At 67.6% G+C, this 24,222-nt stretch carries 22 protein-coding genes and 1 tRNA gene; 12 read left to right on the forward strand and 11 right to left on the reverse strand.

The genetic code is table 11. The annotated features are described in order from the left end of the window. Window positions 1–170: 170 nt before the first annotated feature. The 3 genes from ACZ9YD_RS01000 to crcB all read left to right on the forward strand — a co-directional run bounded on the left by ACZ9YD_RS01000 (window position 171) and on the right by crcB (window position 2,155). Window positions 171–1,337: a nucleotide sugar dehydrogenase gene (locus tag ACZ9YD_RS01000; protein WP_465073279.1), complete on the forward strand. Its 1,167-nt coding sequence runs from the start codon at window positions 171–173 to the stop codon at window positions 1,335–1,337. Window positions 1,338–1,547: 210 nt separating this feature from the next. Continuing rightward, window positions 1,548–1,624: transfer RNA gene (locus ACZ9YD_RS01005), tRNA-Arg, on the forward strand. A 135-nt stretch (window positions 1,625–1,759) separates the two neighbouring features. Further along, window positions 1,760–2,155, forward strand: coding sequence for a fluoride efflux transporter CrcB (gene crcB / locus ACZ9YD_RS01010; RefSeq protein ID WP_465073280.1), 396 nt, complete (start codon window positions 1,760–1,762; stop codon window positions 2,153–2,155). Window positions 2,156–2,230: 75 nt separating this feature from the next. Here crcB and ACZ9YD_RS01015 read toward each other — a convergent pair whose 3' ends face one another. The 4 genes from ACZ9YD_RS01015 to gpmI all read right to left on the reverse strand — a co-directional run bounded on the left by ACZ9YD_RS01015 (window position 2,231) and on the right by gpmI (window position 7,644). Continuing rightward, a complete protein-coding gene (locus ACZ9YD_RS01015; protein ID WP_465073281.1) occupies window positions 2,231–3,844 on the reverse strand; it encodes a S41 family peptidase in 1,614 nt (537 codons plus the stop codon). 297 nt (window positions 3,845–4,141) lie between these two features. Beyond that, window positions 4,142–4,495, reverse strand: a complete 354-nt coding sequence (locus tag ACZ9YD_RS01020; protein ID WP_465073282.1) for an endonuclease domain-containing protein — start codon at window positions 4,493–4,495, stop codon at window positions 4,142–4,144. 351 nt (window positions 4,496–4,846) lie between these two features. Continuing rightward, complete coding sequence (locus ACZ9YD_RS01025) at window positions 4,847–6,094, reverse strand: murein hydrolase activator EnvC family protein (RefSeq protein ID WP_465073283.1); 1,248 nt, start codon at window positions 6,092–6,094, stop codon at window positions 4,847–4,849. A gap of 2 nt (window positions 6,095–6,096) precedes the next feature. Beyond that, the gene (gpmI, locus tag ACZ9YD_RS01030) at window positions 6,097–7,644 is read right to left on the reverse strand and encodes a 2,3-bisphosphoglycerate-independent phosphoglycerate mutase (protein ID WP_465073284.1); all 1,548 of its coding nucleotides are present in this window, start codon (window positions 7,642–7,644) and stop codon (window positions 6,097–6,099) included. Window positions 7,645–7,748: 104 nt separating this feature from the next. Between gpmI and ACZ9YD_RS01035 the strand changes: the two genes are divergently transcribed. The 4 genes from ACZ9YD_RS01035 (at window position 7,749) to ACZ9YD_RS01050 (ending at window position 11,874) form a co-directional block, all read left to right on the forward strand. Continuing rightward, on the forward strand, window positions 7,749–8,492 hold the full coding sequence (locus ACZ9YD_RS01035) for a DUF4097 family beta strand repeat-containing protein (RefSeq protein ID WP_465073285.1): 744 nt from the start codon (window positions 7,749–7,751) through the stop codon (window positions 8,490–8,492). Window positions 8,493–8,937: 445 nt separating this feature from the next. Beyond that, the gene (locus ACZ9YD_RS01040) at window positions 8,938–10,635 is read left to right on the forward strand and encodes a M28 family metallopeptidase (RefSeq protein ID WP_465073286.1); all 1,698 of its coding nucleotides are present in this window, start codon (window positions 8,938–8,940) and stop codon (window positions 10,633–10,635) included. Window positions 10,636–10,843: 208 nt separating this feature from the next. After that, window positions 10,844–11,239, forward strand: a complete 396-nt coding sequence (locus ACZ9YD_RS01045; protein WP_465073287.1) for an MAPEG family protein — start codon at window positions 10,844–10,846, stop codon at window positions 11,237–11,239. Beyond that, window positions 11,236–11,874, forward strand: a complete 639-nt coding sequence (locus ACZ9YD_RS01050) for an HAD-IB family phosphatase (protein WP_465073288.1) — start codon at window positions 11,236–11,238, stop codon at window positions 11,872–11,874. The genes ACZ9YD_RS01045 and ACZ9YD_RS01050 overlap by 4 nt, the downstream gene beginning before the upstream one ends. 262 nt (window positions 11,875–12,136) lie before the next feature. On the opposite strand, the gene ACZ9YD_RS01055 is transcribed toward ACZ9YD_RS01050, so the two are convergent. Then, on the reverse strand, window positions 12,137–12,268 hold the full coding sequence (locus tag ACZ9YD_RS01055; RefSeq protein WP_465073289.1) for a hypothetical protein: 132 nt from the start codon (window positions 12,266–12,268) through the stop codon (window positions 12,137–12,139). A 371-nt stretch (window positions 12,269–12,639) separates the two neighbouring features. Between ACZ9YD_RS01055 and egtB the strand changes: the two genes are divergently transcribed. The 5 genes from egtB (at window position 12,640) to ACZ9YD_RS01080 (ending at window position 16,753) form a co-directional block, all read left to right on the forward strand. Then, the gene (egtB, locus tag ACZ9YD_RS01060) at window positions 12,640–13,941 is read left to right on the forward strand and encodes an ergothioneine biosynthesis protein EgtB (RefSeq protein ID WP_465073290.1); all 1,302 of its coding nucleotides are present in this window, start codon (window positions 12,640–12,642) and stop codon (window positions 13,939–13,941) included. Further along, window positions 13,938–14,921, forward strand: coding sequence for an L-histidine N(alpha)-methyltransferase (egtD, locus tag ACZ9YD_RS01065; RefSeq protein WP_465073291.1), 984 nt, complete (start codon window positions 13,938–13,940; stop codon window positions 14,919–14,921). The genes egtB and egtD overlap by 4 nt, the downstream gene beginning before the upstream one ends. A 1-nt stretch (window position 14,922) precedes the next feature. Further along, window positions 14,923–15,210, forward strand: a complete 288-nt coding sequence (locus tag ACZ9YD_RS01070) for a DUF3253 domain-containing protein (RefSeq protein ID WP_465073292.1) — start codon at window positions 14,923–14,925, stop codon at window positions 15,208–15,210. A 12-nt stretch (window positions 15,211–15,222) separates the two neighbouring features. Then, a complete protein-coding gene (locus ACZ9YD_RS01075) occupies window positions 15,223–15,873 on the forward strand; it encodes a DUF938 domain-containing protein (RefSeq protein ID WP_465073293.1) in 651 nt (216 codons plus the stop codon). Between the two features lie 238 nt (window positions 15,874–16,111). Next, window positions 16,112–16,753 carry a tetratricopeptide repeat protein gene (locus ACZ9YD_RS01080; protein ID WP_465073371.1) on the forward strand — a complete coding sequence of 214 codons (642 nt, stop codon included), beginning with the start codon at window positions 16,112–16,114 and terminating at the stop codon, window positions 16,751–16,753. Between the two features lie 256 nt (window positions 16,754–17,009). On the opposite strand, the gene ACZ9YD_RS01085 is transcribed toward ACZ9YD_RS01080, so the two are convergent. The 6 genes from ACZ9YD_RS01085 to ACZ9YD_RS01110 all read right to left on the reverse strand — a co-directional run bounded on the left by ACZ9YD_RS01085 (window position 17,010) and on the right by ACZ9YD_RS01110 (window position 24,211). Beyond that, window positions 17,010–17,663 carry an ankyrin repeat domain-containing protein gene (locus tag ACZ9YD_RS01085; protein ID WP_465073294.1) on the reverse strand — a complete coding sequence of 218 codons (654 nt, stop codon included), beginning with the start codon at window positions 17,661–17,663 and terminating at the stop codon, window positions 17,010–17,012. A 214-nt stretch (window positions 17,664–17,877) separates the two neighbouring features. Beyond that, window positions 17,878–19,527, reverse strand: a complete 1,650-nt coding sequence (locus ACZ9YD_RS01090; protein ID WP_465073295.1) for an Mbeg1-like protein — start codon at window positions 19,525–19,527, stop codon at window positions 17,878–17,880. Window positions 19,528–19,634: 107 nt separating this feature from the next. Beyond that, window positions 19,635–20,297, reverse strand: coding sequence for an ankyrin repeat domain-containing protein (locus ACZ9YD_RS01095; protein WP_465073296.1), 663 nt, complete (start codon window positions 20,295–20,297; stop codon window positions 19,635–19,637). A 114-nt stretch (window positions 20,298–20,411) separates the two neighbouring features. Beyond that, window positions 20,412–21,968, reverse strand: coding sequence for a hypothetical protein (locus ACZ9YD_RS01100; protein ID WP_465073297.1), 1,557 nt, complete (start codon window positions 21,966–21,968; stop codon window positions 20,412–20,414). A gap of 525 nt (window positions 21,969–22,493) precedes the next feature. Beyond that, a complete protein-coding gene (locus tag ACZ9YD_RS01105) occupies window positions 22,494–23,216 on the reverse strand; it encodes an ankyrin repeat domain-containing protein (RefSeq protein ID WP_465073298.1) in 723 nt (240 codons plus the stop codon). 50 nt (window positions 23,217–23,266) lie between these two features. Beyond that, window positions 23,267–24,211 (reverse strand): alpha/beta hydrolase family protein, encoded by a 945-nt coding sequence (locus ACZ9YD_RS01110; RefSeq protein ID WP_465073299.1) that lies wholly within the window; start codon window positions 24,209–24,211, stop codon window positions 23,267–23,269. Window positions 24,212–24,222 lie beyond the last annotated feature (11 nt).

Raw genomic sequence — 24,222 nt, forward strand, 5'->3', positions numbered from 1 at the left:
GTCAGGTCCAGACCAGCCAAGTGGGCGTGGAACTCCGTCCTCTCCGCACCGTGAGCCACGGCGATGGCGATGCGTCTGGGAGACACCAGTTCGTTCAAAGCCGACACGCGCGGTCGCGAAGCCGACACATTGCCCACCTAGCATCGCCGCGAGCCTTCCCGGACACGCGCATGCGCATCGCCATTGCCGGAACCGGCTACGTCGGCCTGTCGAATGCCCTGCTGCTGGCGCAGCACCATTCGATCGTCGCGCTAGACATCGACCCGGCGCGGGTCGACGCGCTCAATCGGCGCGAGTCACCGCTCGACGATGATGAGATCAGGACTTACCTCGCGCGTCCAGACCTGGATTTCAGGGCGACGTTGATTCCTGCAGAGGCCTTCGCCGGCGCGCACTACGTCGTCATCGCCACGCCGACCAATTACGACTCGACAACCAACACCTTCAACACACGTTCCGTGGAAGCGGTCATCGCCAACGTTCTGGCGATCGAACCGGACGCCACGATGATCATCAAGTCGACGGTGCCCGTCGGCTACACAGAACGCGTCCGGGCGATGTTCGCGACGGACAGGATCATCTTCTCGCCGGAATTCCTGCGCGAGGGCCGGGCACTGCACGACAACCTCTATCCGAGTCGCATCGTGGTTGGTGAACGGTCGGAACGCGCCGAGGTGTTCGCCGAACTCCTGCGGGAAGGCGCACTCAATTCCGATGTCCCGGTCTTGTTCACCGGCTCGACGGAGGCGGAGGCGATCAAGCTGTTCGCCAACACCTATCTCGCGATGCGCGTTGCCTACTTCAATGAGCTCGACAGCTATGCGTGCACGCATGGACTGGATACGCGCCAGATCATCGAGGGCGTCTGCCTCGATCCGCGCATCGGTGGCCACTACAACAATCCGTCATTCGGTTACGGCGGCTACTGCCTGCCGAAGGACACGCGCCAGCTGCTCGCGAATTACGACGCGGTGCCGCAGAACCTCATCCAGGCCATCGTGTCGGCGAACATGACGCGCAAGGACTTCATCGCAGCCGATATCGTGCGCCGCAATCCGAAGGTCGTCGGCATCTATCGCCTCGTGATGAAAGCCGGCAGCGACAACTTCCGAGCCTCCGCCATCCAGGGCGTCATGAAACGGATCAAGGCCAAAGGCATCGAAGTGATCGTGTACGAGCCCGTGCTCGATGCGCCGACGTTCTTCCGATCACGTGTCGTCCACGATCTCGCCGCGTTCAAGCAGCAGGCCGATCTGATTGTCGCGAACCGCATGACCGACGAAATCCGTGATGTCGAGGACAGGGTCTACAGCCGCGACCTGTTCGGCGGCGATTGACGCCGATGTGATCAGCCTTAGGAAGTCCGGCTCCTGCGGGACCGGCAGACGGGAGGTGCCGGCGCCCCATCCGCGCAGGCGCCCATTGGGGCCGCCGGACCCGGCGCGACAGACACGTCTCGAAGCGAGTCCAGCGGGCTGTCTGCAGATGCGTGGTTTCGCTACAATGCGCGACCGCCCTGCCTGTTGTTCCGGTTCGGCGTGGACGACGCGCCTGTAGCTCAGCCGGATAGAGTAGTGGCTTCCGAAGCCATTGGTCGGGGGTTCGAATCCCTCCAGGCGCACCATTTCTGCGATGTTCCGTGCGGTGGTCATCCCGCAGTCGAGGACCCGATGCAGCAGATGTTTCCGGATTCTTCCGTCTTTCGACCGCCGCATGCTGGTGGTGATGGCGTGCGCGCGTGTCGTGCGGGACGTCTTCGATGACCCGGTTGGCGTTGATCGCGCTGGGCGGTGCGTTCGGATCGGTGTGCCGGTATCAGTTGTCGGTGTGGATGCTGCAGTTCGCGGGTGCGACCGCGGAGGCGCCGCCGCGGTTTCCGGTGGGCACGTTCGCGGTGAACCTGCTGGGGTGTCTGGTCGCCGGACTGCTGGCCGGCGGGATCGCGCGGCATGGCTGGTTTACGCCCGATGTGCGGGCGATGCTGATCGTCGGCGTCATGGGGGGATTCACCACGTTCTCGGCGTTCGGGTTGGAAACGCTGGCTTTGCTGCGCCGCGGGGATGTGGCGATGGCGGCGGTGTATGTGCTCGCGAGCCTGGTGCTGGGCGTGTTGCTGGCCGGCCTTGGGTGGTGGGTGATGACGCGCGGGAGTTAGCGGCGCGCGTTCCGGATCGCGGCGACAGCTGAAGTCACTGGGCCCCGGCGTGCGCCGGGGCGACGGAGTAGCTGATCAGGGTGTCGGCGGTGCGGGCTCGGGGGTCTCGGGCGGCGCGCCGGAATCCGTCGAGGGCTCGGGCGTCTCCGAAGGTTCTGCTGCCGGAGCGGGCTCGGGGGCCGACACGGGCGTGGATTCCGGGGCGGCGTCCGATGCGGGCGTTGGTTCGGGCGCAGGCGTTTCTGTGGCCGGGGCGACAGCGGGCGGCGCGTCTTCGGCGCGCGCCTGCGAGGTCGGCACCCATGGCTTCTTCAGTTCGGCCAGTGCGGCGTTGATGGGGCCGTCGCCGGGCAGGGCTTCGCCACCGGTGGAGCCGTCTTCTTCGTCGCCCTGCAGGTGTCCCGCCAGATTGGCCTCGGTGTAGACGGTCGCGGCGCGGGGGCCATTGGGGTCGGCGGTCTCCGCGCCTTCGGGACGCAGAATGGTGTCTGGGTCGATGCCGCGGGCCTGGATCGAGCGGCCGCTGGGCGTGTAGTACCGGGCGGTCGTGAGCTTGACCGAGTCACCGTTGTCGAGCGGCAGCACGGTCTGCACAGAGCCCTTGCCGAACGTGCGGCTGCCGATGACGCGGGCGCGGTTGTTGTCGCGCAGGGCGCCGGCCAGGACTTCCGACGCGCTGGCGGAGCCGACGTCCACCAGCAGCACGACTGGCGCGCCGTCGAGCAGGTCGCCCGGCGTGGCGCTGAACTCGGCATCGCTGATCGGAATACGACCGCGTGTGCTGACGATCTTGCCGCTGTCGAGCAGGTCGTCGGCAATCTGCACCGAGGAGGTCAGCAGACCACCCGGATTGCTGCGCAGGTCGATGACCAGGCCGCGCAGGCTGCCGCCGGATTGCTGCTTCAGTTCGCCGACGATGCGATTGAAGTCGGCGGCGGTGTCGACCTGGAACTGGCTGAGCCGGATGTAGCCGTAACCGGGCTCGAGCATGCGGCCGCGCACGCTGACGACGCGGATGGTTTCGCGGTCGACGCGGATCTCCAGCGGCGCGGTTTCGCCATCGCGCAGCACGCCGACCATTACCGAGGTGCCGGGCGCGCCACGCAGCGGACCGCCACCGTCACTGTCGGATGGCGTGAGCGTGCGGCCGTCCACGCTGACGATGACATCGCCCGCACGAATGCCGGCCTTCTCGGCCGGCGTGCCGTCGATCGGCGCGATGACGCGCATGCTGCCGTCGCCCAGATACATCACTTCGACGCCGATGCCGTCGTAGGCACCTTCGGTGCCTTCGTCGAAGGCCTCGGCGGTTTCTTTCGGCATGTACACGCTGTGCGGATCGAGATCGAGCAGCAGACCGCGGATGGCCGAGGACATCAGCTTGCTGTCTTCGACGGGTTCCACATACGCCTCTCGCACGGCGTTGAAGACGCCGACGTAGCGGCGGATCTCCTGCAGCGGCACGCGGTTGGACGCCTGCTCCATCGCACCTGGGTCATCGCTGGCGGCGACGGAGATTTCGGCGTCGTCTGCGGCCGAAGGTGCGTCGCTCGGCGCGGTCGCGGGCGGCGTGGGGTCCGGCGCCACATCAGGCGCCTGCGATGGCGCTTCGGCCGGCGGCGGGGTCTGCGCGAACGCGGCTGGCGACAGCAACAAGGACAGGGCCAGCGTCAGTGAACTCACGCGCATGCAGGACTCCGGGGAAAGGCGGGCGACACGCGCGGTCGCGCGTCGATCGATTATGCGGGCAGGGTGTGTGAATGCGTTAAAGGCGGGCGGGGATGTTCAGTTCTGTGGGTGGGGTAGGTAGGGGTGCGTGGGCGAGCGGTTCTGTTGTCGCCCACTGTGGGGGAACTTCGGTCGTCGGCCCTCACCCCAACCCCTCTCCCTAGGGGAGAGGGGCTCGATCTCGCGCATGGCCCGCTGCCGTGCTTCTGCTGATGGATCGCTCAACGCAGTTTGAGGCTGTACTGGTGCCCCTATCCCTCAGGGAGAGGGGTTGGGGCGAGGGTCGACGTTCGCGAGGATGACTTCGAGCACCGATTCCGTGCGCACCAGGACATCGTGATTCCAGAAGCGCAACACGCAGTAGCCGCGACGTTCCAGGAAGCGCGTGCGGCCTGCATCGACCGCTTCCTGATGCTGGGAGCCGGCGACTTCGACGATCACTGCGGCGTCGACACTCAGAAAGTCGACGATGAAAGGGCCGACGGGTTGCTGCCGTCTGAACTTCACGCCGAGGCGCCGGTCGCGCAGGCGGAACCACAGCAGGCGTTCGGCGTCGGTCGATTCGCGGCGGAGCTGGCGCGCGAACTGAAGCTTGGCGGATGTGTATTGCATGCGCCGGACTCCGGGGGATCCGGGTGCAGTGTTGCGGTGCGAGGGTGGCGGGTTCGCTCGGAGGAGGCGGAATGGGTGCGTGGGGGATTGCCGCGGTGTATCCGCCCGAGGGATCGTGCATTGCGAGCGTCTGCCCTCACCCCAACTCCCCGCTCCGCGCCCTAGCCCTCGCACTGACGCGAGGGCGTTCGTCGTCACGCGCGCCAATGGCTCGCCAGCGTGCCGCCTCACTCCAAAGGGAGAGGGGCTCGTACGGTGCGAGCGTCGGGGCCTGAGCCCCTCGCCCTCCGGGAGAGGGGTCGGGGTGAGGCTGCTTTCGGTAGGCGGCTAACAGCGCTCAGCCGACACCACTCACCGCCGCTGCAACCACGTCGTCGGATTCACCGGTGTGCCGTTCTGGCGCAGCTCGAAATACAGGCCGCTGCGGCCCTGGCCACCGGAGCTGCCGACGCTGGAGACAGTGTCGCCACGGCGCACGGCGTTGCCGACGCTCTTGAGCAGGCCGTCGTTGTGCGCATAGAGGCTCATGTAGCCGTTGCCGTGGTCGACGATCAGCAGCATGCCGTAGCCGGTCATCCACTCGGCGAAGACCACGGTGCCGTCGGCGACGGCTTTCACCGCGGTACCGGCGGGCGCGCCGATCAGGATGCCGGTGCTGCTACGGCCGTCGGGCAGCTTGCCGCCGTAAGCAGTGAGCAGGCTGCCGCTGACCGGCCAGCCGAGGCCGCCGACCTGTGGGGCATTCGTGCGGGCGACCTGGGTGGGCGGACGCGGCGGTGGACGCGGACGCCCTGCCGCAGTTGCCTCCCGCGCTTCGCGCGCCTCGCGTTCGCGCGCGGCCGCAGCGGCTGCGCGACGTTCGGCTTCGGCGCGACGTGCCGCTTCGCGGAGCTGGGTGAGCACGCGTTCCAGCGACCGGGCGTCGCGGCCCAGTGCTTTCTCGCGTGCGCTGCGATCGCTGAAGCGCGATTCGATCCCCTTGACCGCTTCCGCGCGCTCGCCCCGATCGGTTTCGACCTTCGCCAGCTGCGCGCGTTGTTCGGTCTGCGCGGCTTCGAGTGCGGCGCGGCGATCGTGGATCGCCGCTTCGATGCCGTCGAGTTCCGCAGCCTCCGCACGGAGTTCGGAGATGCGCGTGCTGCGCTGCTGCTGCAGATAGCGGTGATAGGTCAGCAGTCGGCCGGCATCGGCAACGCGGTCCTGCGCCAGCATCAGCTTGAGCGCGGCCTCGTCGCCGACGGTGTAGGCGGCGCGGACCAGCGCCGCGAGCTCTTCGCGGCGCGTCTCGACGGTGGACTCCAGTTCGACCCGGCGCGCCTGCAGCTTCTCCAGCGCGATCTGTTCTTCGGCGAGCTTGATCCGCGTGTCGCGCAACGCGCGCGCCGACGTCGACACCTGTTCGTCGGCCGCACGAAGATCGCGCGCCGCGGCGCCGCGCTGGCCTTCGAGACGGCGACGTTCGGCAGCGACATCGCGCAGCTCCTTGCGCACGCGCTCAAGGCGGCGCTCGGTCTCGCGGCTGGTCTGCGCCGCGGCGTCGAGTACGGGCAGTGCCGCGACGAGCAACGCGACCAGCAGCAGTGCGCGGCCGCGGGACATGTTCAGCCGGCAGCCTGCAGCAGACTGCGGCCGGTCATGTCGGCTGGCTGTTCGACGCCGATCAGATCGAGGATGGTCGGTGCGAGATCGCGCAGTGCACCGCCGCCACGCAACGGTACGTCGCGACTGCCGACGTAGATCAGATCCACCGGGCCGACGGTGTGCGAGGTGTGCGGCTCGCCGGTTTCCGGATCGCGCATCATTTCGACGTTGCCATGATCGGCGGTGACCAGCAGTTCGCCGCCCTGCGCGCGCACGGCCTCGACGATTTCGCCGACCGCCTTGTCCACCGTTTCCACGGCCTTGATCGCCGCGGCCAGCACGCCGGTGTGGCCGACCATGTCGGGATTGGCGAAGTTGCAGATCACCACGTCGAAGCGCTGATCACGCACGGCCTGCACGAGCTTCGCGCAGACTTCGGGCGCGCTCATTTCCGGCTGCAGGTCATAAGTGGCGACCTTGGGGCTCGGTACGAGAATGCGGTCCTCGCCCGGATAGGGATCCTCGCGGCCGCCGCTCATGAAGAAGGTCACGTGCGCGTACTTCTCGGTCTCGGCGATGCGCAGCTGGGTCAGGCCGTTCGCGCCGAGCACTTCACCGAGCGTGTTCGGCAGGTTGTCGGGCGCGAACGCGAGCGGCGCAGGCAGGCGCGCATCGTATTCGGTCAGGCAGACGAAACGCGCGAGCTGCGGACGCCGCGCCTGGAAGCCGGCGAATGCGGGATCGACAAACGCGGCCGTCAGCTGGCGTGCGCGGTCGGCGCGGAAGTTCATGAAGACGACGGCGTCGCCATCGGCCATCGGCGCGGCGCCGTCGATGACGGTCGGCAGCACGAACTCGTCGTTCTCGTCGCGTGCATACGCGGCCTGCAATGCGGCGACCGCATCGGGTGCGTGGTGCGGCGATGTCGCGTCGACGATCGCATCCCAGGCCAGGCGCACGCGCTCCCAGCGATTGTCACGGTCCATCGCGTAGTAGCGGCCGGACACGCTGGCGACGTGCGCATTGCCGAGCGCGGCGCAGTGATCCTGCAGCGCGCGCAGGCTGGGTTCGGCCGAACGCGGTGGCATGTCGCGGCCGTCGGTGAAGGCATGCACGGCGACGCGGGCGACGCCGCGCTTGGCGGCGAGATCGAGCATCGCCGCCAGATGCACTTCGTGGCTATGCACACCGCCGGGCGACAGCAGGCCCATGACGTGCAGCGTGCCGCCGTCGCGCACCGCATCGCACGCGGCCAGCAGCTCGGCGTTGTCGAAGAAACTGCCGTCCTCGATCGCCGCGTCGATGCGGGTCAGGTCCTGGTAGACGACGCGGCCGGCGCCGATGTTCATGTGGCCGACTTCGGAATTGCCCATCTGTCCGTCCGGCAGGCCGACGTGGCGGCCCTCGGTGTGGATCAGCGTGGTCGGGTGCTCGGCCAGCAGCCGGCGCCAGTTGGGCAGGTCGGCGAGGGCCAGGGCGTTGTCGCGGGGATCGTCGCGGTGCCCCCAGCCATCGAGGATCAGCAGGACGACGGGGCGCGGACGGGGGGAGCTGGCGGCGTGCGGCACGACGATCGACCCAGTGACCAAAGACAGATGCGATTGTAGCGAAGCGGGGGCAAGCTACCTGTCGACGGGTTCCGGCCCGGCCCTTCATTCACGAGGTCACGGCCATGTTCCCCGCCCAGTCGCACTTCCGCGCCGCCCCCCTGCTGCTCGCCGCCGCGCTCGCGCTGTCCACCGGCGCCGCCTTTGCGCAACAGGACATCTCCAAGGTCAACGGCGGTGTCGAAGCCGAGGCCGGCCAGACCTATCGCGACGTCAGCACGGTCAACGGCGGCATCCGCATCGGTGACGGCGCCAGGGCGCGCAACGTGGAGACCGTCAACGGTGGCATCCGCGCGGGCGACGGGATCGTGGTCGAGGACATGGAGACCGTCAACGGCGGTATCCAGATTGGCGCGCGCGTGCAGGCCGAGTCGCTGACCACCGTCAACGGCGGCATCCGCGTCGGCACCGACGCACGGGTCGGCGGCACGATCGAGAGCGTCAGCGGCGGCGTGTTCGTCGATCGCGGCGGTCGCGTCGACGGCAACGTCTCGACCGTCAATGGCGCAATCGGTGTGATCGGCACCGAGATCACCGGCGACGTGAAGACCGTCAACGGCGACGTCACCATCGGTGCCGGCTCGCAGGTGCGCGGCAAGCTGGTGATCGACAAGCCGTCGTCGAACTGGTTCCCGGTGACGATCACCCGTCGCAACCCGCGCGTGATCATCGGCCCCGATGCGGTCGTCGACGGCCCGTTGGAGTTCAAGCGCGAGGTCACGCTGTACGTGCACACGAGCGCGAAGACCGGTGCGATCAGCGGCGCGACGGCGGTGCCCTACGACAGCGCGCGGGCGCCGCAGGAGTAAGGGCACAGAGTGATCTGCGGCTGCGTCTTTGATTGCACTTCGCGGTCTAGCTTGAAGTCGCTGTGCGCGCAGGCATCAAACACTTCTCGCTCCGGGAGAGAGCCTGCCCCGGACGTGATCCGGGGTCGAAGCGCGTAGCGCTTCGGGTGAGGGCTGGGGCTGTGCGCAGCACGCTCAAAAAGCACCCTCACTCCACTCTCCGCTCCGTGCCCCGGCCCTCGCACTGGCGAGAGGACGTTCGTCGACACGCGAACCGATGGCTCGCAGGCGTGCCGCCTCACCCCAAAGGGAGAGGGACGCAACCGATTCCACGCTGTGAGCTGGTGCGATTGACGTTCGCTCCGCATCGCCTTCGCGCCGCAACAGGCGCGAGATATCGTCCCCAAAGCATCGCCCCTTGAACGCACGTATAGTGCGGCCTCCACGATTTTCCGGAGATTCCAGGATGCGCAAACCCCTTCTGCTGTTGGCGCTGCCGGCTGCGCTGGTGCTCGCCGCGTGTGGCGACAAGACCGCCGCGCCCGATGCCGCCACGCCGCCCGATGCCCAGGCCGCCCATACGTTCTCGCCCGACATCACCGCCGGCGATTTCGGCGAGATGGTGCGTGTACTGGCGTCCGACGAGTTCGAAGGCCGCGCGCCTGGCACTGCCGGCGAAGACAAGACCGTCGAGTACATCAAGGCGCAGTTCGAGCGCATCGGCCTGCAGCCCGGCGGCGACAACAACGACTGGTACCAGACGGTGCCGATGGTCGAGACCACCGCCGATCCGTCGACCGTGCTGCGCCTGAGCAACAGCGCAGGCACACGCGACCTGAAGTTCGGCGACGAGATGGTGATCGGCACGCGCACCGGCCAGGCCGACATCAACGTCGCCGACAGCGAGCTGGTGTTCGTCGGTTACGGCGTCGATGCGCCGGAGCAGAACTGGAATGATTACGCCGGTCTCGACCTCAAGGGCAAGACCGTCGTGATGCTGGTCAACGACCCGGGCTTCCACGCCAACGACGCGACGCTGTTCGACGGCGAGAAGATGACCTACTACGGTCGCTGGACGTACAAGTTCGAGGAAGCGGCGCGCAAGGGCGCCGTGGCCGCGCTGATCATCCACGACACGCCCGGCGCTTCGTACGGCTGGGACGTGGTGAAGAATTCCTGGTCGGGCGCACAGTTCGACCTGCGCGCAGAGGACGATCCGGAACCGCGCCTGCCAGCGCAGGGCTGGATCACCGGCGACGTCGCCAAGCAGCTGTTCGCCGAAGCGGGTCTCGATCTCGACGAACAGATCAAGGCTGCCAACACGCGCGGCTTCAAGCCGGTGCCGCTCAACGCGAAGGTCGGATTCGACCTCAAGAGCACGATTGCCGAGAAGAGCTCGCGCAACGTGGTCGGCATCCTGCCGGGCACCGACGCGCCGGAAGAGGCGATCCTGTATCTCGCGCACTGGGATCACCTCGGCAAGCACGAGGGTGAGGGCGACACGATCTACAACGGCGCGATCGACAACGCGACCGGCGTGGCCGGCATCATCGAGATCGCCGAGAAGTTCGCCACCAGCGAACCCAAGCCGAAGCGCTCGCTGGTGTTCCTGGCGGTCACGCTCGAGGAATCGGGCCTGCTGGGCAGCAAGTACTACGTGGCGCAGCCGAGCATCGGCCTGGCGCAGACGGTCGGCGTGATCAACCTCGACGCGATGAGCGTCGCCGGTCCGTCGCGTGACTTCGTGGTCACCGGCAAGGGCAACTCGGAACTCGAGGACATCCTCAAGACCTACGCCGACCAGCAGAGCCGCACGCTGGTCGAGGAAGGCAACACGGCTGGCGGTTTCTACTTCCGCTCCGATCACTTCAACTTCGCCAAGGCTGGCGTGCCGGCGCTGTATGCGAAGGGCGGCAACGATCTCGTCGACGGCGGTACTGCCGGTGGCAAAGCCGCGACCGACGACTACGCCAAGCGTTATCACCAGCCCAGCGACGAATACAACGCGGACTGGAACCTCGACGGCGTAGTGCAGGACCTCGAAGCGCTGTACGGCGTCGGCCGCACGCTGGCCGACGACGGCCAGTGGCCGAACTGGTACGAGGGCAACCCCTTCAAGGCCGCGCGCGACCAGATGCGCAGCGAAGCGGGTGGCGCGCCGTAAGGCGTCGTCTGCGCGCACGTAATGCAAGGCGGCGGCAGTGATGTCGCCGCCTTTTTTCTTAGCCCTCCCCCGTCCTTGCGGGGGAGGGTTTCGAGCCCCTCTCCCAATCGTCTCCGCTTTTACCGGGAAGGGATTTGCACATTTCTCTGGCGACATGGCACATGCCGTCGTGCGATAAGCCAGCAGTTCCTGCCCAAGAGATCTTCCGATGACGCTCTCCACTGCCTACTGGTGCGTGCTGATCGCCGCGCTGTTGCCCTACTGCTGGGTCGCACTCGCGAAGGCGTCGGCGCCCCGTTACGACAACCGCGATCCGCGCGGCTGGATCGCGCGCCAGGACCATCCGCGGCTGCGGCGGGCCTACAACGCGCATCTCAATGCACTGGAGGCCTTCGCGCCATTCGCCGCGGGCGTGGTGCTCGCGCAGCTTGCCGGTGTGGCGCACGACCGTATCGCGACGCTGGCGATCGCATTCGTCGTGCTGCGGTTGCTGCACGGCATCACCTACGTCGCGGATATCGCCTGGGCGCGCAGCCTGGCGTGGTTCGGCGCGATCGGTTGCGTGGTCGCGCTGATCGCACAGGCGGCATTGTCGGTCGCATGAGCGTGCGCGACACGCACGACCCGCGCCCGGTACTGGCGTTGTTCGATCTCGACGGCACCATCACCACGCGTGAAACGCTGCCGGATTTCCTGCGCTTCGCCACGCCGCCACGACGCCTGCACCTCGGCAAGCTGCTGTTCGTGCTGCCGGTGCTGGCCTACACGCTCAGGCTGCTGCCGGTGCACGCGCTGCGTACCCTGCTGATCCGCTATGCATTCGGCGGACTGCCGCGCGCCGCCGTCGAAGACGCGGGTGGCCGCTTCGCGGCCACGGTGCTGCCTGCGCTGGTGCGGCCCGAGATGCAGGCGCGTATCGATGCCCATCGCGCCCAGGGCGACACCATCGTCGTCGTATCCGGCGGCTTCGATGTCTATCTCGCACCATGGTGCGAAGCGCAGGGTGTGGCGCTGGTGTGCTCGTCGCTCGAAAGCGATGGCGATCGTCTGACTGGCTGCTATGCGGGTGCGCAATGCGTGGCCGACGAGAAGGTCCGGCGCGTCCTCGAACGGTACGACCTCGCTGCCTATCGTGAGGTGCATGCACATGGCAATACGCATGAGGATCACGCGCTACTCGCGCTCGCGCACGAAGCGACCTATCGCGGAACTGGATGGCCTATACGGGCGTCGCGCTAGGGCGGAATCTCCAAGCGCTGCAAGCCACCGGATGCCGCTGCAAGATCAATTGATGGAGCCGCCCTCCACAAGGGTGCCTCGCCCCGGTCGACGCCAGCGCCCTGTCGTGTAACCGACGGCCCTAAGAAAAAGCCGCCCGCCCTGGAGAGGAGCGGACGGCAAGTGGGACCGGTCGGAGAGAGAGATGCGCCAGGAGCGCTGACGTCGATGACGTCACACCGGTCTCATACACACAGCAGTTGCTTGTCAGCTTGTTTGTCGATCAGGTACCGCGTGTCGGGCCATCACCCTCGACCGGCGGCGTTGCCGGCGGTGTGGTCGTGGGATCGGCCGGCGGCTGGGTCATCGGATCCATCGGCGGGGGCATGCTCGGATCCACAGGCGTCGGCGACATCGGATCACTCGGCGGCGGATTCATCGGATCCGTCGCAGGATCAGATGGCGGCATCGTGGTGTCATTCATCGGAGCAGCGTCAGTAGGCGGCACATCCGGCGGCGGCGGGTCGTTGCTGCAGGCGGTAAAAGCGAAAGCCATCGCAGCGACCAGCGGGAGAGCGATACGTCGCATCGGTGAGCTCCTTCTTGGATATTGATCCGCAGTGTCGGCATGTCGGTGTAGTGCCGGTGTCGTGCACATCGTAGAAATTCCGTTATCCGGGCTGGTATCGCGCACGCTGTTCAGGACGTCGTCCGTGCGTGAATCAAAGCGCGGGTGCACGACGCGCCACCACAGCGCCGTCACGCAGGGCTCGGAAGACTTGCGCGATGTCGCTGCATGCCCCTGTTCCGCCGTCCCTTGGAGTCGGCGATATCGACGCGCGAAGCCGCTGGCTCGCGCAGCGGTTCGATGCCGTGCGTAGCCGCAGCGCCGCACTCGCTGCGCCAATCGGCGCCGAGGACGCGATGGTGCAAAGCATGGAAGATGCCAGCCCCACCAAATGGCATCTCGCACACACGACCTGGTTCTTCGAGCGCTTCGTGCTCGCCGACGGCGGGGCGTACGCACCGTTCGATCCCGCATGGGATTACTTGTTCAACAGTTATTACCAGAGCGCCGGACCCATGCATCCACGGCCGCAGCGCGGTGTCGTGTCGCGGCCGACGCTGGCGCAGGTGTCCGACTATCGCCAGGCGATCGAAGCGCGCATGCGCGAACGGCTGCAGGGCGGTGACCTCGATGCGCGCCTGCTCGACATCGTCGAGCTCGGTCTGCAGCACGAGCAACAGCATCAGGAATTGCTGCTGACCGACATCAAGCATGCGTTCTTCAGCAACCCGCTCAATCCCGGGTATCGCGACGATCTGCCGCACGCCGGGGGCAGCGCCGCAGCGCTGCACTGGATCGCGCGGCCGGAGTCGATTCTTGAAGTCGGCCATGCCGCGTGGCCCGGCGATGCCGGCTTCGCCTACGACAACGAATCGCCGCGGCATCGTGTGCTGGTACCGGCGCACGCGCTGGCCAGCCGGCCGGTCAGCAATGCGGAATTCCAGGCCTTCATCGAAGATGGCGGGTATCGCACCGCAGGCGTGTGGCTGAGCGCCGGCTGGGATGTGGTGCGCGCGCGCGGCTGGACACGACCTCTGTACTGGCACGAAGGCGGCGACACCGAGTTCACCCTCGGCGGCTGGCGTGCGCTCGATCCGCAGGCACCGGTGTGTCATCTGAGCTACTACGAAGCGGACGCATTCGCGCGTTGGGCCGGTGCGCGGCTGCCAACCGAATTCGAGTGGGAGCAGGCCGCGGCTTCGCTGCCGGTGGACGGTAACTTCGTCGACAGCGGTCGGCTGCATCCCGGCGCGCCAGTGACGGCGTCGACTGGCCTGCAGCAGATGTTCGGTGACGTGTGGGAGTGGACCTCCAGTGCCTACACCGCCTATCCCGGTTACCGGCCGTGGCCCGGCACCCTGGGTGAGTACAACGGCAAGTTCATGGATGCGCAGTGGGTGCTGCGCGGCGGCAGCTGCGCGACGTCCGCCGACCATGTGCGCGCCAGCTACCGCAACTTCTTTCCCTCCGATGCGCGATGGCAGTTTGCCGGTCTGCGCCTGGCCAAGGATTCCGCATGAATGCCGCTATCGCCCGCGCGCGCGCCCAGGCCGCGCTGACCGACCTGCGTCCGCAACCCGACGATATCGCCGCCGACGCGATCGCCGGCCTGTCGAGCACGCCAAAGACATTGCCGTCGAAATATTTCTATGATGCGGAAGGTTCACGCCTGTTCGAAGCGATCACGCTGCAGCCCGAGTACTACCTCACCCGCGTTGAGCTGGCGCTGATGGAAGCGCAGATGCCGTCGATCGCGCAGGCGATCGGCGACGGCGTACACGTCGTCGAGTTCGGTAGCGGCAGCGGCCGCAAGACCGAGCTGCTGCTCGAAGGTCTCGACGCACCTGTCGCCTATACGCCGATCGAGATTTCGCGCACCGCGTTGATGGACAGCGTGACCCGGCTCGGCCAAAGCTTTCCGGATGTACAGATGCTGCCGGTGTGCGCGGACTTCACCCGGCCGGTGCCGCTGCCGCATGCCGACCGGCGTGCGCATCGCACGCTGGTGTTCTTTCCCGGCTCGACGCTCGGCAATTTTTCCGAAGAAGAGGCAGTGCGTCTGTTGCGCTCGATGCGTGGCACGATGGGCGACAGCGGCTGCGCCCTGATCGGTATCGATCTGGACAAGGATCCGGCGATCATCGAAGCCGCCTACAACGATCTGGCCGGTGTCACCGCGGCATTTACCGTGAACCTGCTGACGCGGCTCAATCGCGAGATCGACAGTGATTTCGAGACCGACGGGTTCCGCCATCGTGCGTTGTACGCGCGCGACCGCATGCGGATCGAGACGAGCCTCGTCAGCCAACGGGCACAGACCGTGCGGATCGGCGATCACGCATTCGATTTCGCCGAGGGCGAAGCCATGCACGTGGAGATCAGCCAGAAGTACACCGACGCGTCGTTCTCCGCGCTGGTCGCCCACGCCGGCCTACGCGTCACCCACGGCTGGAACGACGAGGGCGACAGCTTCGGCCTGCGGCTGCTGCAGCCGGCCTGAGATGGTGACGCCCGACGACGCGCGTATTGCAGCGGACATCCACGCGCTGCTGTCCGCGCGCGCAGCGGATGCGTCGATCTGCCCGTCCGAAATTGCGCGGCGTCTGTATGCCGATGATGCGTGGCGCGATGCGATGCCGGACGTGCGCCGCACCGCTGTCGCGCTCGCGGCGGACGGTTTCCTTCAGTTGACCCAGTCCGAGGTCGTGCTCGATCCTCGAGCGCCGATCGTTGGGCCGATCCGGTTGCGGCGTGGGCCGCGTTGGCACAACAGCATCTCGACCGACTGACGAACGCACGCGATGGCGTGCCGTATCGTGTGGCGCATGACGACGCCGCCGATGCCATCCGACAAACCCGTCTCGCCTGCGTGCGATCGCAATCGCGAACCGATTCTCCGGGTTCTGCACGCGCAGTTCGCGCGCAGTCGCCAGGTGCTCGAGATCGGCAGCGGCACGGGGCAGCACGCGGTGCATTTCGCTGCAGCCATGCCGTGGTTGCGCTGGCAGACCTCGGAACGCGCGGCGCACCTGCCCGGCATTGCGGCATGGCTCGACGAAGCCGCGCTGCCGAACACGCCGGCGCCGCTCGCGCTCGATGTCACGCAGGCGGACTGGCCGGTCTCCACGGCCGCCGATGGCCGCTTCGACGCCGTGTTCACGGCGAACACCCTGCACATCATGGGCTGGGCGGAAGTCGAGGCGTGCTTCGCCGGCCTCGACCGCGCACTTGCCGATGACGCAACGCTGGTCGTGTACGGGCCGTTCAACCTGGGCGGCCGCTACACCAGTGACAGCAACCGTGATTTCGACGGTTGGCTCAAGGCGCGCGATCCCCGATCCGGTATCCGTGATTTCGAGGCGGTCGATGCGTGCGCATCGCGCATCGGACTGCGTCTGCAGGACGACCTCGCGATGCCGGCGAACAACCGTTGTCTGGTGTGGCGACGCTGACGGGCGCCGATTGCCGCGGACGTGCCTGAACACGCACCACGAAACCATAGCTCGGGATCGCGTGCGTTCCAGCGGTTCCGGCTCCCGGGCCCGTGTTCGGCCTGCACACGCCACCGCGCTTCAGGCATGGCCTCGACATCCGTGAACCCGGTTGCTGCGCCGGCCCCTCTGCGGTGGCTACAATCGGCCCGGGGATGTCGTGGTCACTCGCACGGCATGGAACAGACACACAGGGGAGATTGAGATGGGATATCTGCGTGCACACCTGTGCGCGATCGGGCTGCTGTTCGCGTCGACGGCCGGCGCACAGACGTTGCCGGCGCCGGCCGAGTTCTACTTCGATGACGATGCACGCACGACTACACCGATCGTCGCGATCGCAGGCGACGACGACCAGACCCATGCGCGGCTGATGCAGTTGATCGACCGAAACGCCCGCAATGCCGACCAGGCGCGTGCGCAGTTGGCGCAGGCGCTGATGCGCAACGGCCGTGAGGACACCGGGCGCGCGATGTACGCGCAGGCACTCGCATCGCTGTCGGCGCGCGCGCCGCTGCGCAGCGCGGTGCAGTGGAATTACGGTTGGGACCTGTATCGCGGCGGCCATCATCAGGAAGCGCTGGACCAATGGCAGCAGGCGCTGGACGGTCGGCTGCTGCGGCCGTCATGGGCGCCGCCGACGCTGGCGCTGGCGCTGTGGTCGACTGACCGCCGCGACGAAGCAGTGCGTTGGTATGCGGCCGCGGTGCGCACCGAGCCGACGCTGTGGCGCGATCCGGCGCGCTATGCGACGCTGCTGCCCGATTGGACGGCTGCGGAGCGCGCGACGTTGGCGGAGGTCTTCGCGGCATGGCAGGCCGCGCCTCCTGCTTGGCCGTAAACAGACGCGCGACTGATTCCAACTGCGGACGCGCGAGACGGCGTGCGGCCGGTCTGCAAAGGCTGAGCGACACAACGCGATGCTGCGGCCGGTGTGTGGGGCGAGATTTCAGCCCGCTAGGTCACGCGCTCCCGGCCTGCGCCGGAACGACGGACCAGGGCGTTGGAAGTCTGGGCCAACCTGCCTGCGGGCCGACGCGCGTATGCGCCGGGCCTGGCACGCATCGCCCCGCTGTTCTGTTGCCCGGCTGCTTCGATCAGTGCTTGTCTTCGACCGGAATCTGCCGGGCGACCAGCCAGTCGCGCACGGTCTCGCGGTCGCGCTGGGCATCGGCCGACAACACCGCCTCGCGCGCGCGGAAGAACGAGGGCTGGAAGGTCACGCCGACGCGGTCGCGGGCGGTCGGATCGGCGCCGGCTTCGAGGAAGCGCACCACCCAGCCGGTCGCATTGATGCGCGCGGCCTTGTGCAGCAGAGTCGCGCCGAAGGCATCGGTCGCATCCGCGCGTGCGCCCGCTTCGAGCAGCAGCCGGATATTGTCGTCGTTGCGCGCCTCAAGCGCGTTGAACAGCGGTGTTTCGCCATTCTTGGTGTTCGGGGTATCGACGGATGCACCGCCGGCCAGCAACGTCTTCAGATAACCGGCATCGTCCTGCATCGCGGCCAGATGCACGGCTGTGTTGCCGTTCGCGGCGCCTGTGGTCGGATCTGCGCCCGCATCGAGCAAAGCCTGGAACGCGCGACGATCACCGCGCAGGATGGCGGCCTGCAGCAGCGGCGAGCCTTGCGTGTCCTTGGCATTGGGATTGGCGCCGTCGGCGATCAGGCGCTTGACCTCTCCGGCATCACCCGCACTGGCCGCGCGCGACAACGCGGAGGCGGCGGGATCGGAGGCGTGGTCCTGGGTCATGCTGGTTCCTTGTCTGGCGCAGGCGCCGCTGGCGGCGAGCGCCAACACGATGCAGGCGATGATCCGCCACTGCGGAAATGGCGCGATCGAAGCGACACCCATCATGGCGAGGCCTCCGAAGCGGTACAAGCCATCAGCCTAGCCCGACCGGCAGTCGGGCGTCGTGACAGCGTGCGGGGCGTCCGGGCGCGGGTTCAGCCCGGAAATGCTGCACTCAGCGGAACCAGTTGACCGGATTCAGGTTTTCGCCGGCCCAGCGCGCGCCGTCCGCCACGCGGTCACCGGTCCAGCTGGCGGCATCGCCCACCGCGCGTGCGCCGTCCGCGATGCGGTTGCCGGTCCAGGTCACGCCGTCGACGACGCGGTCGCCCACCCACTGGCCGCCGTCACCGGCACGATCGATCACCCATTCGGCACCGTCGCCGACCTTGTCCAGGCCCCACTGCGCGCCATCACCGACGGTGTCGGCGACAGTGTCGACTGCGCGGCCGGTCCACTCGACGCCTGTCGCGACCGCGTCGAACGGGGCGTCGAAACCGGTGCGGTCGCCGAGATCGCGCAGCACGCTGCCGCCGAGGTTGGCGACGTTTTCAACGACATCGCCCGCGGTGCCGAGGGTGTTGGAAATCGCATCGCCACCGAGGCCGACCACGCCGTCGACCACGTCACCGGCGATGCTGAACGTGCCGCCGACATAGCGGCCATTGCCGTAGTCGTTCTGCACCGCGTCTGTGATGCCACTGACCGCATCGGTGACGGTCGAGCGGCCATCGGAATACAGACCGCCGATGCCGTTGGCCAGCGAACCCAACTGGTTGAGGTTGTGCTCGCCGATGTTCTCGATCGTGCCGAGCGCCAGGCCCAGATTGGTGCCCGAGCGATCGACGGGCGCCTGTGCCTCGTTCTGGCGCAGGGCTTCGACATAGGATGGGTTGTCGCCACCGCCGCCGTGCAGGCCGAGCATGTCGAAGCGGCCCATGCCTTCAGGCGGCGCGACGCGCAGCTCGGTCCCGACCGCGTTCGGCGGCGACACGCCGCCGATCGGGAGCATCGGAATGTCCTGCTGCGCGAGGGTCAGCGGATCCCCGTTGACGACATAGCGGCGGATCTGACCACTTTCGGCGATCTCGCCGCGCGCGGCATTGGGATTGAAGCCCAGGCCGGCGAGCGTGTTGTTGCTCAGGCCGGAGGCATTGAAGGTCACACCGGGCACATCGGTGGCCAGCATCGCAGCCGAGGCGAGACCGCCGCCGAGCGAGTGGCCGGTGATCGCGACGTTGCCATCGCCGAAGGTGTCCACCGCAATATTCGCGAGCTCCATGGCCTGCGAATACTGTGCGGTCTCCATGCCGAGGCCCTGACCGCCATTCGCGCGCGAATCGCCGCCCGCGCCCAGGCCCCAGCTGTCCGTACCGCGATAGGCGACCACGTACTGGCCATCGGCGTTCTGATAGATCGCCGCGTCGAAGCCGGTCTGCGCGTCGTGCAGCGCATCGGGCGAAATCGGAATCTGGTTGCCCTGCGCATCGACCAAGTGCGTGCCATCCGCGCTGGGTTCGAGCCGGTTCCAGCCGGCGGCCTGCAGCTCAGCCTCGGCCGCGGTGCCGGTGACGCCATCGGGGCCGGTCAGCGTGTAGCTGTCGTTCGCCATCAATCCGAACTGCAGATCCTGCTCGGGCTGCGGGGCGGTGCCGCGGACCGAATCGGCGAAGCTGCCATCGCCGCGCGGGAAGCCTGCGCTGGTGTCGACGTTCGCGGGCGTGCGCGGTTGCAGCGCAGACGACGCCTGCAGCGCGGGATCGAGCGCGAAATCGCGGAACGGATCGACGGACGTGTTGTTGCCGGATACCGGGGACAGGCTCATGGCGCGCACCTACGGAAACGATAGTCCCGACGATAGGGCGGCAGGACGGTGCCGGACAGCTGGTGCGAACCCTAGGTGGCCGTGCGGCCGTCCAGGGCGACAGCGGCTCAGTACGTCGCGGCGACGTTCGCTTCCAGCGGCACACCGTTGGATTTGAGCCAGGCAACGATCTCGCGCCGCTCGGCGCGGGCGCGGTCATTGAGCAGGTTCGCGGGGAAACCGAAGTACTCGTGCTGGAAGGTCACGCCGCGCGAATTCTCCGTCTGCGGCCGGGCGCCCTTGCGCAGCAGCGCGAGGATGGCCGCGCCGCCGTTGGTGCGGCCGGCGACGTGCAGCGGCGTGTCGCCATTGCGATCGGCGAGGTTGGGATCGGCGCCCGCATCGAGCAGCACCTCGGCCTGGCCGGCAGTCGGCGACAGCAGCGCCTGTACCAGTGGCGTCGCGCCGGTGTGCGGGTTGGCCACGTCGACATCGCCGCCCTTGGCGATCACCGCGCGCAGGATCGCAGGATCGCCGGAGAACGCCGCCGCATGCACCGGTGTGTCGCCGCGCTTGTTGACGCGGTTGGGATCGGCGCCGCCTTCGAGGAGTGCATCGACGCTGGCCGCGCGACGCTGGCGGATCGCTTCCATCAGCAGGGTTTCCCCGTCGCTGCCCGGCGTGTCGGGCGCAACGTGTTCGAGCTGCCTGCGGATCTCGGCGGCATCGCCGCGGCGGACGGCATCGGCCAGTTGCGCCGTCGTCGGCGTATTGAATGCGTCGTTGCTCATGGACGGCTGTGCACACCCTGCGGCGCAGAGGAGAAGGACGGTCGAGGACAGGGCGCGGAGGCGGGTCATGTCAGCGCCCGATCATACGCACGGCACATGCGCGGTCCGTGAGTCTCAGCGACCGAACAGGCCACCGACGAAGTTCGTCGCGCCCTGAGCCACCCAGCCCGCGCCGTCGGCCAGGGTTTCGGTCACCTGACCGGCCACGTCGGTGGTGAACTCGGCGACATCGCCTGCGCCGTCGATTGCACCCGAAAGCAGATCACCGCCCCAGCCACCGATGTTGCGGTCGACCACGCCGGCCAACTGGTCGGCATAGCCGTCGACGGTGTCGCCGGCGGAATTGAACGCGCCTTCGGCGAAGTCACCGGCGAGGCTGACGCCGCCCTGCACGTACTGGTCGTTGGCGAATTCGTTGGCGACCACGTTGTCGATGTCGGTGGCGAAGTCATGCACGTTGCGCGCGTAGTCGTCCTTGGTCGCATCGGGAAGCAGGTTCTGCAGATCGCGACCGAGCGATGACGGATTCTCATAGCCCGTCTGCCACGGCTGCGCTTCGATCATGCCGTTGGTCAGCGCGTTGGGGCTGTGGCTGATACCGGCATACGCGACGTTGCCGATCAGGCCCGCCAGTGGCATCACCGCACCGGTCAGCGGATGCCGGGCGATTTCGACGCCGATGTTGACGCCTTCGCTCATGCCGGGCGAGAAGCCCTCGATCGGCCCGTAATTGGAGAACATGTTGTTGATGTCCGCGGCGGCCGGATCGACGACGATCTGCGTGCCCAGCGCATCCGGCGCGACGATGCCAGTCGCCCAGCTGTCCTGCACGTTGGTCAGCGCATCGCTGGACAGCGAATAGGCGCGGATCTGGCCGCCTTCGGCGCTGTCGCGCGCAGCCTGCGGATCGATGCCCATACGGTCGAGCGTATTGGGGTGGATGCCCGACGCATCGAACGTGACGGCGGAAATGCCACTCGCCAGTGAGCCGACGCTGGCGAGACCACCGCCCTGCGAATGGCCGGTGATCGCGAGGTTCGAGGAATTGGCGCCGTTGTCGCCGAACACATTCGCGAACTCGCGCGCGGTGTTGACCGCGGTGAGGCTGAACTTGTCGCCATCGTTGGTCTCGTAGCCGAGGCCCTGGCGGAAATTGTTCTCCCAGTCCGGGCCGCCCTCGGCGGTGCCGCGATAAGACAGCACGTAGTTGCCGGCACCGTCGGTGTAGACCTCGGCGCGGAACTCCTGATCGTTGGTCGGCACCGCGTCGTTGGCGCCGAGGTACTGCAGGCGCCAGGCCTGTGGATCGGCGACGCCCTGGTCCATCAACTGCTGGTCGCTGACCGCGTCCCAACCCGGAGGCGGCGCGCCGCGCGTGCCGTAGACGGCGGTGGCGAGCTGCGACAGCGTGACGTCGAAAGGCTGCGCCTGCGTGCCGCTGGCAACCTGGTCGAGCGTGCTGCCGTCGGGAATCGCATAGGGACTGGCGCCGCCCTGCCCCTGCGCGGGCGCGGTGCCCGGCGCCTGGACCTGCGGGTGATAGCTGGTGTCCGGGCGGTAGGTGCCGCTCTGCGGGGGCAGCAGCGGCGGGCTGTAAGACTGGAGCGGTGTCTGTTGCGGACGCCAGGTGTCCTGGACGCCACCAATGCCATCGCCAATGGTCAGGGACATGACCGTGCTCCACCCGGGCTTTTGAGGACCTCACGCTAGCGCGGGTGGAGACGGCTGCCATCTAGGGCGGCTCCTAGGGCGGGTGGGACCGTCCAGTCGACCTGGGCGGGTGCCCGGTGCGCTTGCGACGCTTCGATTCGGCGGCGTCTGCACTCTGCCGATGCGCTGTATCAGCTGGTCGCGGAACGATACCTCGTCATTCCCGCGACGGCGGATATGCTTTTCAACAGCCGGATGGCGGGTCAACCCAGGGACTTTCGTAGCGTCCGCGCACACGTCCTTGGACTCCTGCCTTCGCGGGAGTGACGAGAATTTTCAGATCCTTCCAATCATTTCGAGACGGCGCCACGGCGCAAACCGCACCTTCGCGCAGACGCGACACGTATCGGTCCCCGGGGCGAGGTGCAGGGCCCTGCAGACGGCGGCCGTCTCGATCGCGCCGATCCGAGCAGCGCCTCGGTCGTTCGCGAGGTCAGTCAGCGAAGTCGCTCAGCGGCGGGTGGTGGACCATGAGCCGCCACACGCTCAGTCGGTGCCTGCCTCAAGCCGCACCTGATGCGCCTGCAGCCACGCCACGACGGCTTCGCGCTTCGCGCGGGCCGCGTCGTTGAGACGGGCATCGGGCGTCTTGAAGAAGAAGCGCTGGAAGGTCGCGCCCTGGGCGTTCTTGGCCAGCGGATCGGCGCCCGCATCGAGCAGGGCCAGCACATGATCGCCGGCGTTGATCATCGCGGCCTTGTGCAGCGGCGTGTTGCCGGTGCGATCGACGGCGCCGGGGTCGGCGCCGGCCGCGAGCAGCATGCGGAACTGCGCGTCGGTACGCGGACCGGTTGCCCCGGCCAGTGGCGTCGCATCCGTTTCGCCGTGTCGGGCATCGGGATCGCCGCGGCGGTCGAGCACGATCCGGAGATAGTCGGGGTCATCGGCGATCGCGGCACCATGTACCGCCGTTGCGCCACCGAGTCCCGGCGCGTTCGGATCAGCACCGGCATCGAGCAGCGCCGTCAACGCGTCCTTGGCCTGGGCCAGCATCGCAATCTGCAGCAGGTTCACGCCCTGGTCGCCGCGCGCGTTGGGATCGGCGCCGGCCTGCACCTGCGCGCGCACGGCAGCGGCATCGTCGTCGGCGACGGCATCGGCCAGCGCAGCCGCGCTGGCATCGGTGAAAGCGGCTCGAGCGTCCATCGCGTCTCCACTGCAGGCGGCGCCGGACAACATCAGCAACAGGCTCAGGACTGCGGCGCGCATGCCCGCATTCTCACACAGCCGCCGCGGGCATCCCGTCGACACGGATCAGATCAGTTCGCCCACGGCTGCTGCTGTGACAGCGCTTCGATCACTGTGTCCTGCATGTGCTTGGCGATGCTGTGGGAGACGATCGAAACCGGATTGAAGCGGTCGAATCCGGTCAGCGGCGAGGGATCGTCGAGCACGATCTCGTGACCGGGCGCATCGGGAATGTTGTTGACCACCCAGATGTCCTGCTGGGCCTTGGTCAAGGCTTCGCCATCGACGTTGTAACGGCGGATCTGGCCGTCGGCGGCGTCGGCCTTGGCCATTGCGGGATCGAGGCCGAGGCCTTCGATGGTGCGGTCGTGCACGCCAGACGCATTGAAGGTCACCGCGGCACCATCGACGGCCATCGCCGCGGTCGCGGCCAGTCCGCCGCCGAGCGAATGTCCGGTGATGGCCAGATCGTCGCCATAGGCGGCGGAGGCGAGCTGCGCCAGCTGCACGGCCTCGTCGTACTGCTCGGAATCCCAGCCCACACCCTGGCGGAAGTTCGCGCCGGTCCAGTCCTTCAGATCGTTGGACCCGGCGAATGCCAGCACATGGTTGCCGTCGCCGTCGGTATAGATGCCGGCGCGAAACCCGCTCTGCGCATTCTCCAGCAGTGCCGGATCGATACCCGCGGCCATCAAGTCCGCATCGCTGACCCGGCTCCAGTCGCCGACCTGCTGCACAGCCGGGTCATAGACCGCGGACGAGATCTGCATCAGGTCCAGATCGATCGCCTTGGCGTCCTGACCACGCACCTGGCTGTCGAACGACGCCGCATTCGCGGCGTTGCCACCCGCCGCGAACAAGGCGCCGAGTTGCGGGTGATAGCCGGGTTCGAGCTGGTAGCTGCCGGTCGGGGTCGGAGCGGCCGCCCCCGTGGGCAGCGCTCGCAGCGCTTCAGGCGGCGAGAAAGCCTGGAAATTCGACTGCGAAACGCCTGCCGACTGCACGTTGAAGCTCATGACCCATCTCC

This window comes from Luteimonas sp. AC640a, assembly GCF_979256585.1.

What these genes read in the sequence shown, in the direction of transcription:
- ACZ9YD_RS01000 (WP_465073279.1), top strand. Translation starts at nt 171, where the DNA reads ATGCGCATCGCCATTGCCGGAACCGGCTACGTCGGCCTGTCGAATGCC.
- crcB (WP_465073280.1), top strand. Translation starts at nt 1,760, where the DNA reads ATGACCCGGTTGGCGTTGATCGCGCTGGGCGGTGCGTTCGGATCGGTG.
- ACZ9YD_RS01015 (WP_465073281.1), bottom strand. Translation starts at nt 3,844, where the DNA reads ATGCGCGTGAGTTCACTGACGCTGGCCCTGTCCTTGTTGCTGTCGCCA.
- ACZ9YD_RS01020 (WP_465073282.1), bottom strand. Translation starts at nt 4,495, where the DNA reads ATGCAATACACATCCGCCAAGCTTCAGTTCGCGCGCCAGCTCCGCCGC.
- ACZ9YD_RS01025 (WP_465073283.1), bottom strand. Translation starts at nt 6,094, where the DNA reads ATGTCCCGCGGCCGCGCACTGCTGCTGGTCGCGTTGCTCGTCGCGGCA.
- ACZ9YD_RS01035 (WP_465073285.1), top strand. Translation starts at nt 7,749, where the DNA reads ATGTTCCCCGCCCAGTCGCACTTCCGCGCCGCCCCCCTGCTGCTCGCC.
- ACZ9YD_RS01040 (WP_465073286.1), top strand. Translation starts at nt 8,938, where the DNA reads ATGCGCAAACCCCTTCTGCTGTTGGCGCTGCCGGCTGCGCTGGTGCTC.
- ACZ9YD_RS01045 (WP_465073287.1), top strand. Translation starts at nt 10,844, where the DNA reads ATGACGCTCTCCACTGCCTACTGGTGCGTGCTGATCGCCGCGCTGTTG.
- ACZ9YD_RS01050 (WP_465073288.1), top strand. Translation starts at nt 11,236, where the DNA reads ATGAGCGTGCGCGACACGCACGACCCGCGCCCGGTACTGGCGTTGTTC.
- ACZ9YD_RS01055 (WP_465073289.1), bottom strand. Translation starts at nt 12,268, where the DNA reads ATGTCGCCGACGCCTGTGGATCCGAGCATGCCCCCGCCGATGGATCCG.
- egtB (WP_465073290.1), top strand. Translation starts at nt 12,640, where the DNA reads ATGTCGCTGCATGCCCCTGTTCCGCCGTCCCTTGGAGTCGGCGATATC.
- egtD (WP_465073291.1), top strand. Translation starts at nt 13,938, where the DNA reads ATGAATGCCGCTATCGCCCGCGCGCGCGCCCAGGCCGCGCTGACCGAC.
- ACZ9YD_RS01070 (WP_465073292.1), top strand. Translation starts at nt 14,923, where the DNA reads ATGGTGACGCCCGACGACGCGCGTATTGCAGCGGACATCCACGCGCTG.
- ACZ9YD_RS01075 (WP_465073293.1), top strand. Translation starts at nt 15,223, where the DNA reads ATGGCGTGCCGTATCGTGTGGCGCATGACGACGCCGCCGATGCCATCC.
- ACZ9YD_RS01085 (WP_465073294.1), bottom strand. Translation starts at nt 17,663, where the DNA reads ATGACCCAGGACCACGCCTCCGATCCCGCCGCCTCCGCGTTGTCGCGC.
- ACZ9YD_RS01090 (WP_465073295.1), bottom strand. Translation starts at nt 19,527, where the DNA reads ATGAGCCTGTCCCCGGTATCCGGCAACAACACGTCCGTCGATCCGTTC.
- ACZ9YD_RS01095 (WP_465073296.1), bottom strand. Translation starts at nt 20,297, where the DNA reads ATGAGCAACGACGCATTCAATACGCCGACGACGGCGCAACTGGCCGAT.
- ACZ9YD_RS01100 (WP_465073297.1), bottom strand. Translation starts at nt 21,968, where the DNA reads ATGTCCCTGACCATTGGCGATGGCATTGGTGGCGTCCAGGACACCTGG.
- ACZ9YD_RS01105 (WP_465073298.1), bottom strand. Translation starts at nt 23,216, where the DNA reads ATGCGCGCCGCAGTCCTGAGCCTGTTGCTGATGTTGTCCGGCGCCGCC.
- ACZ9YD_RS01110 (WP_465073299.1), bottom strand. Translation starts at nt 24,211, where the DNA reads ATGAGCTTCAACGTGCAGTCGGCAGGCGTTTCGCAGTCGAATTTCCAG.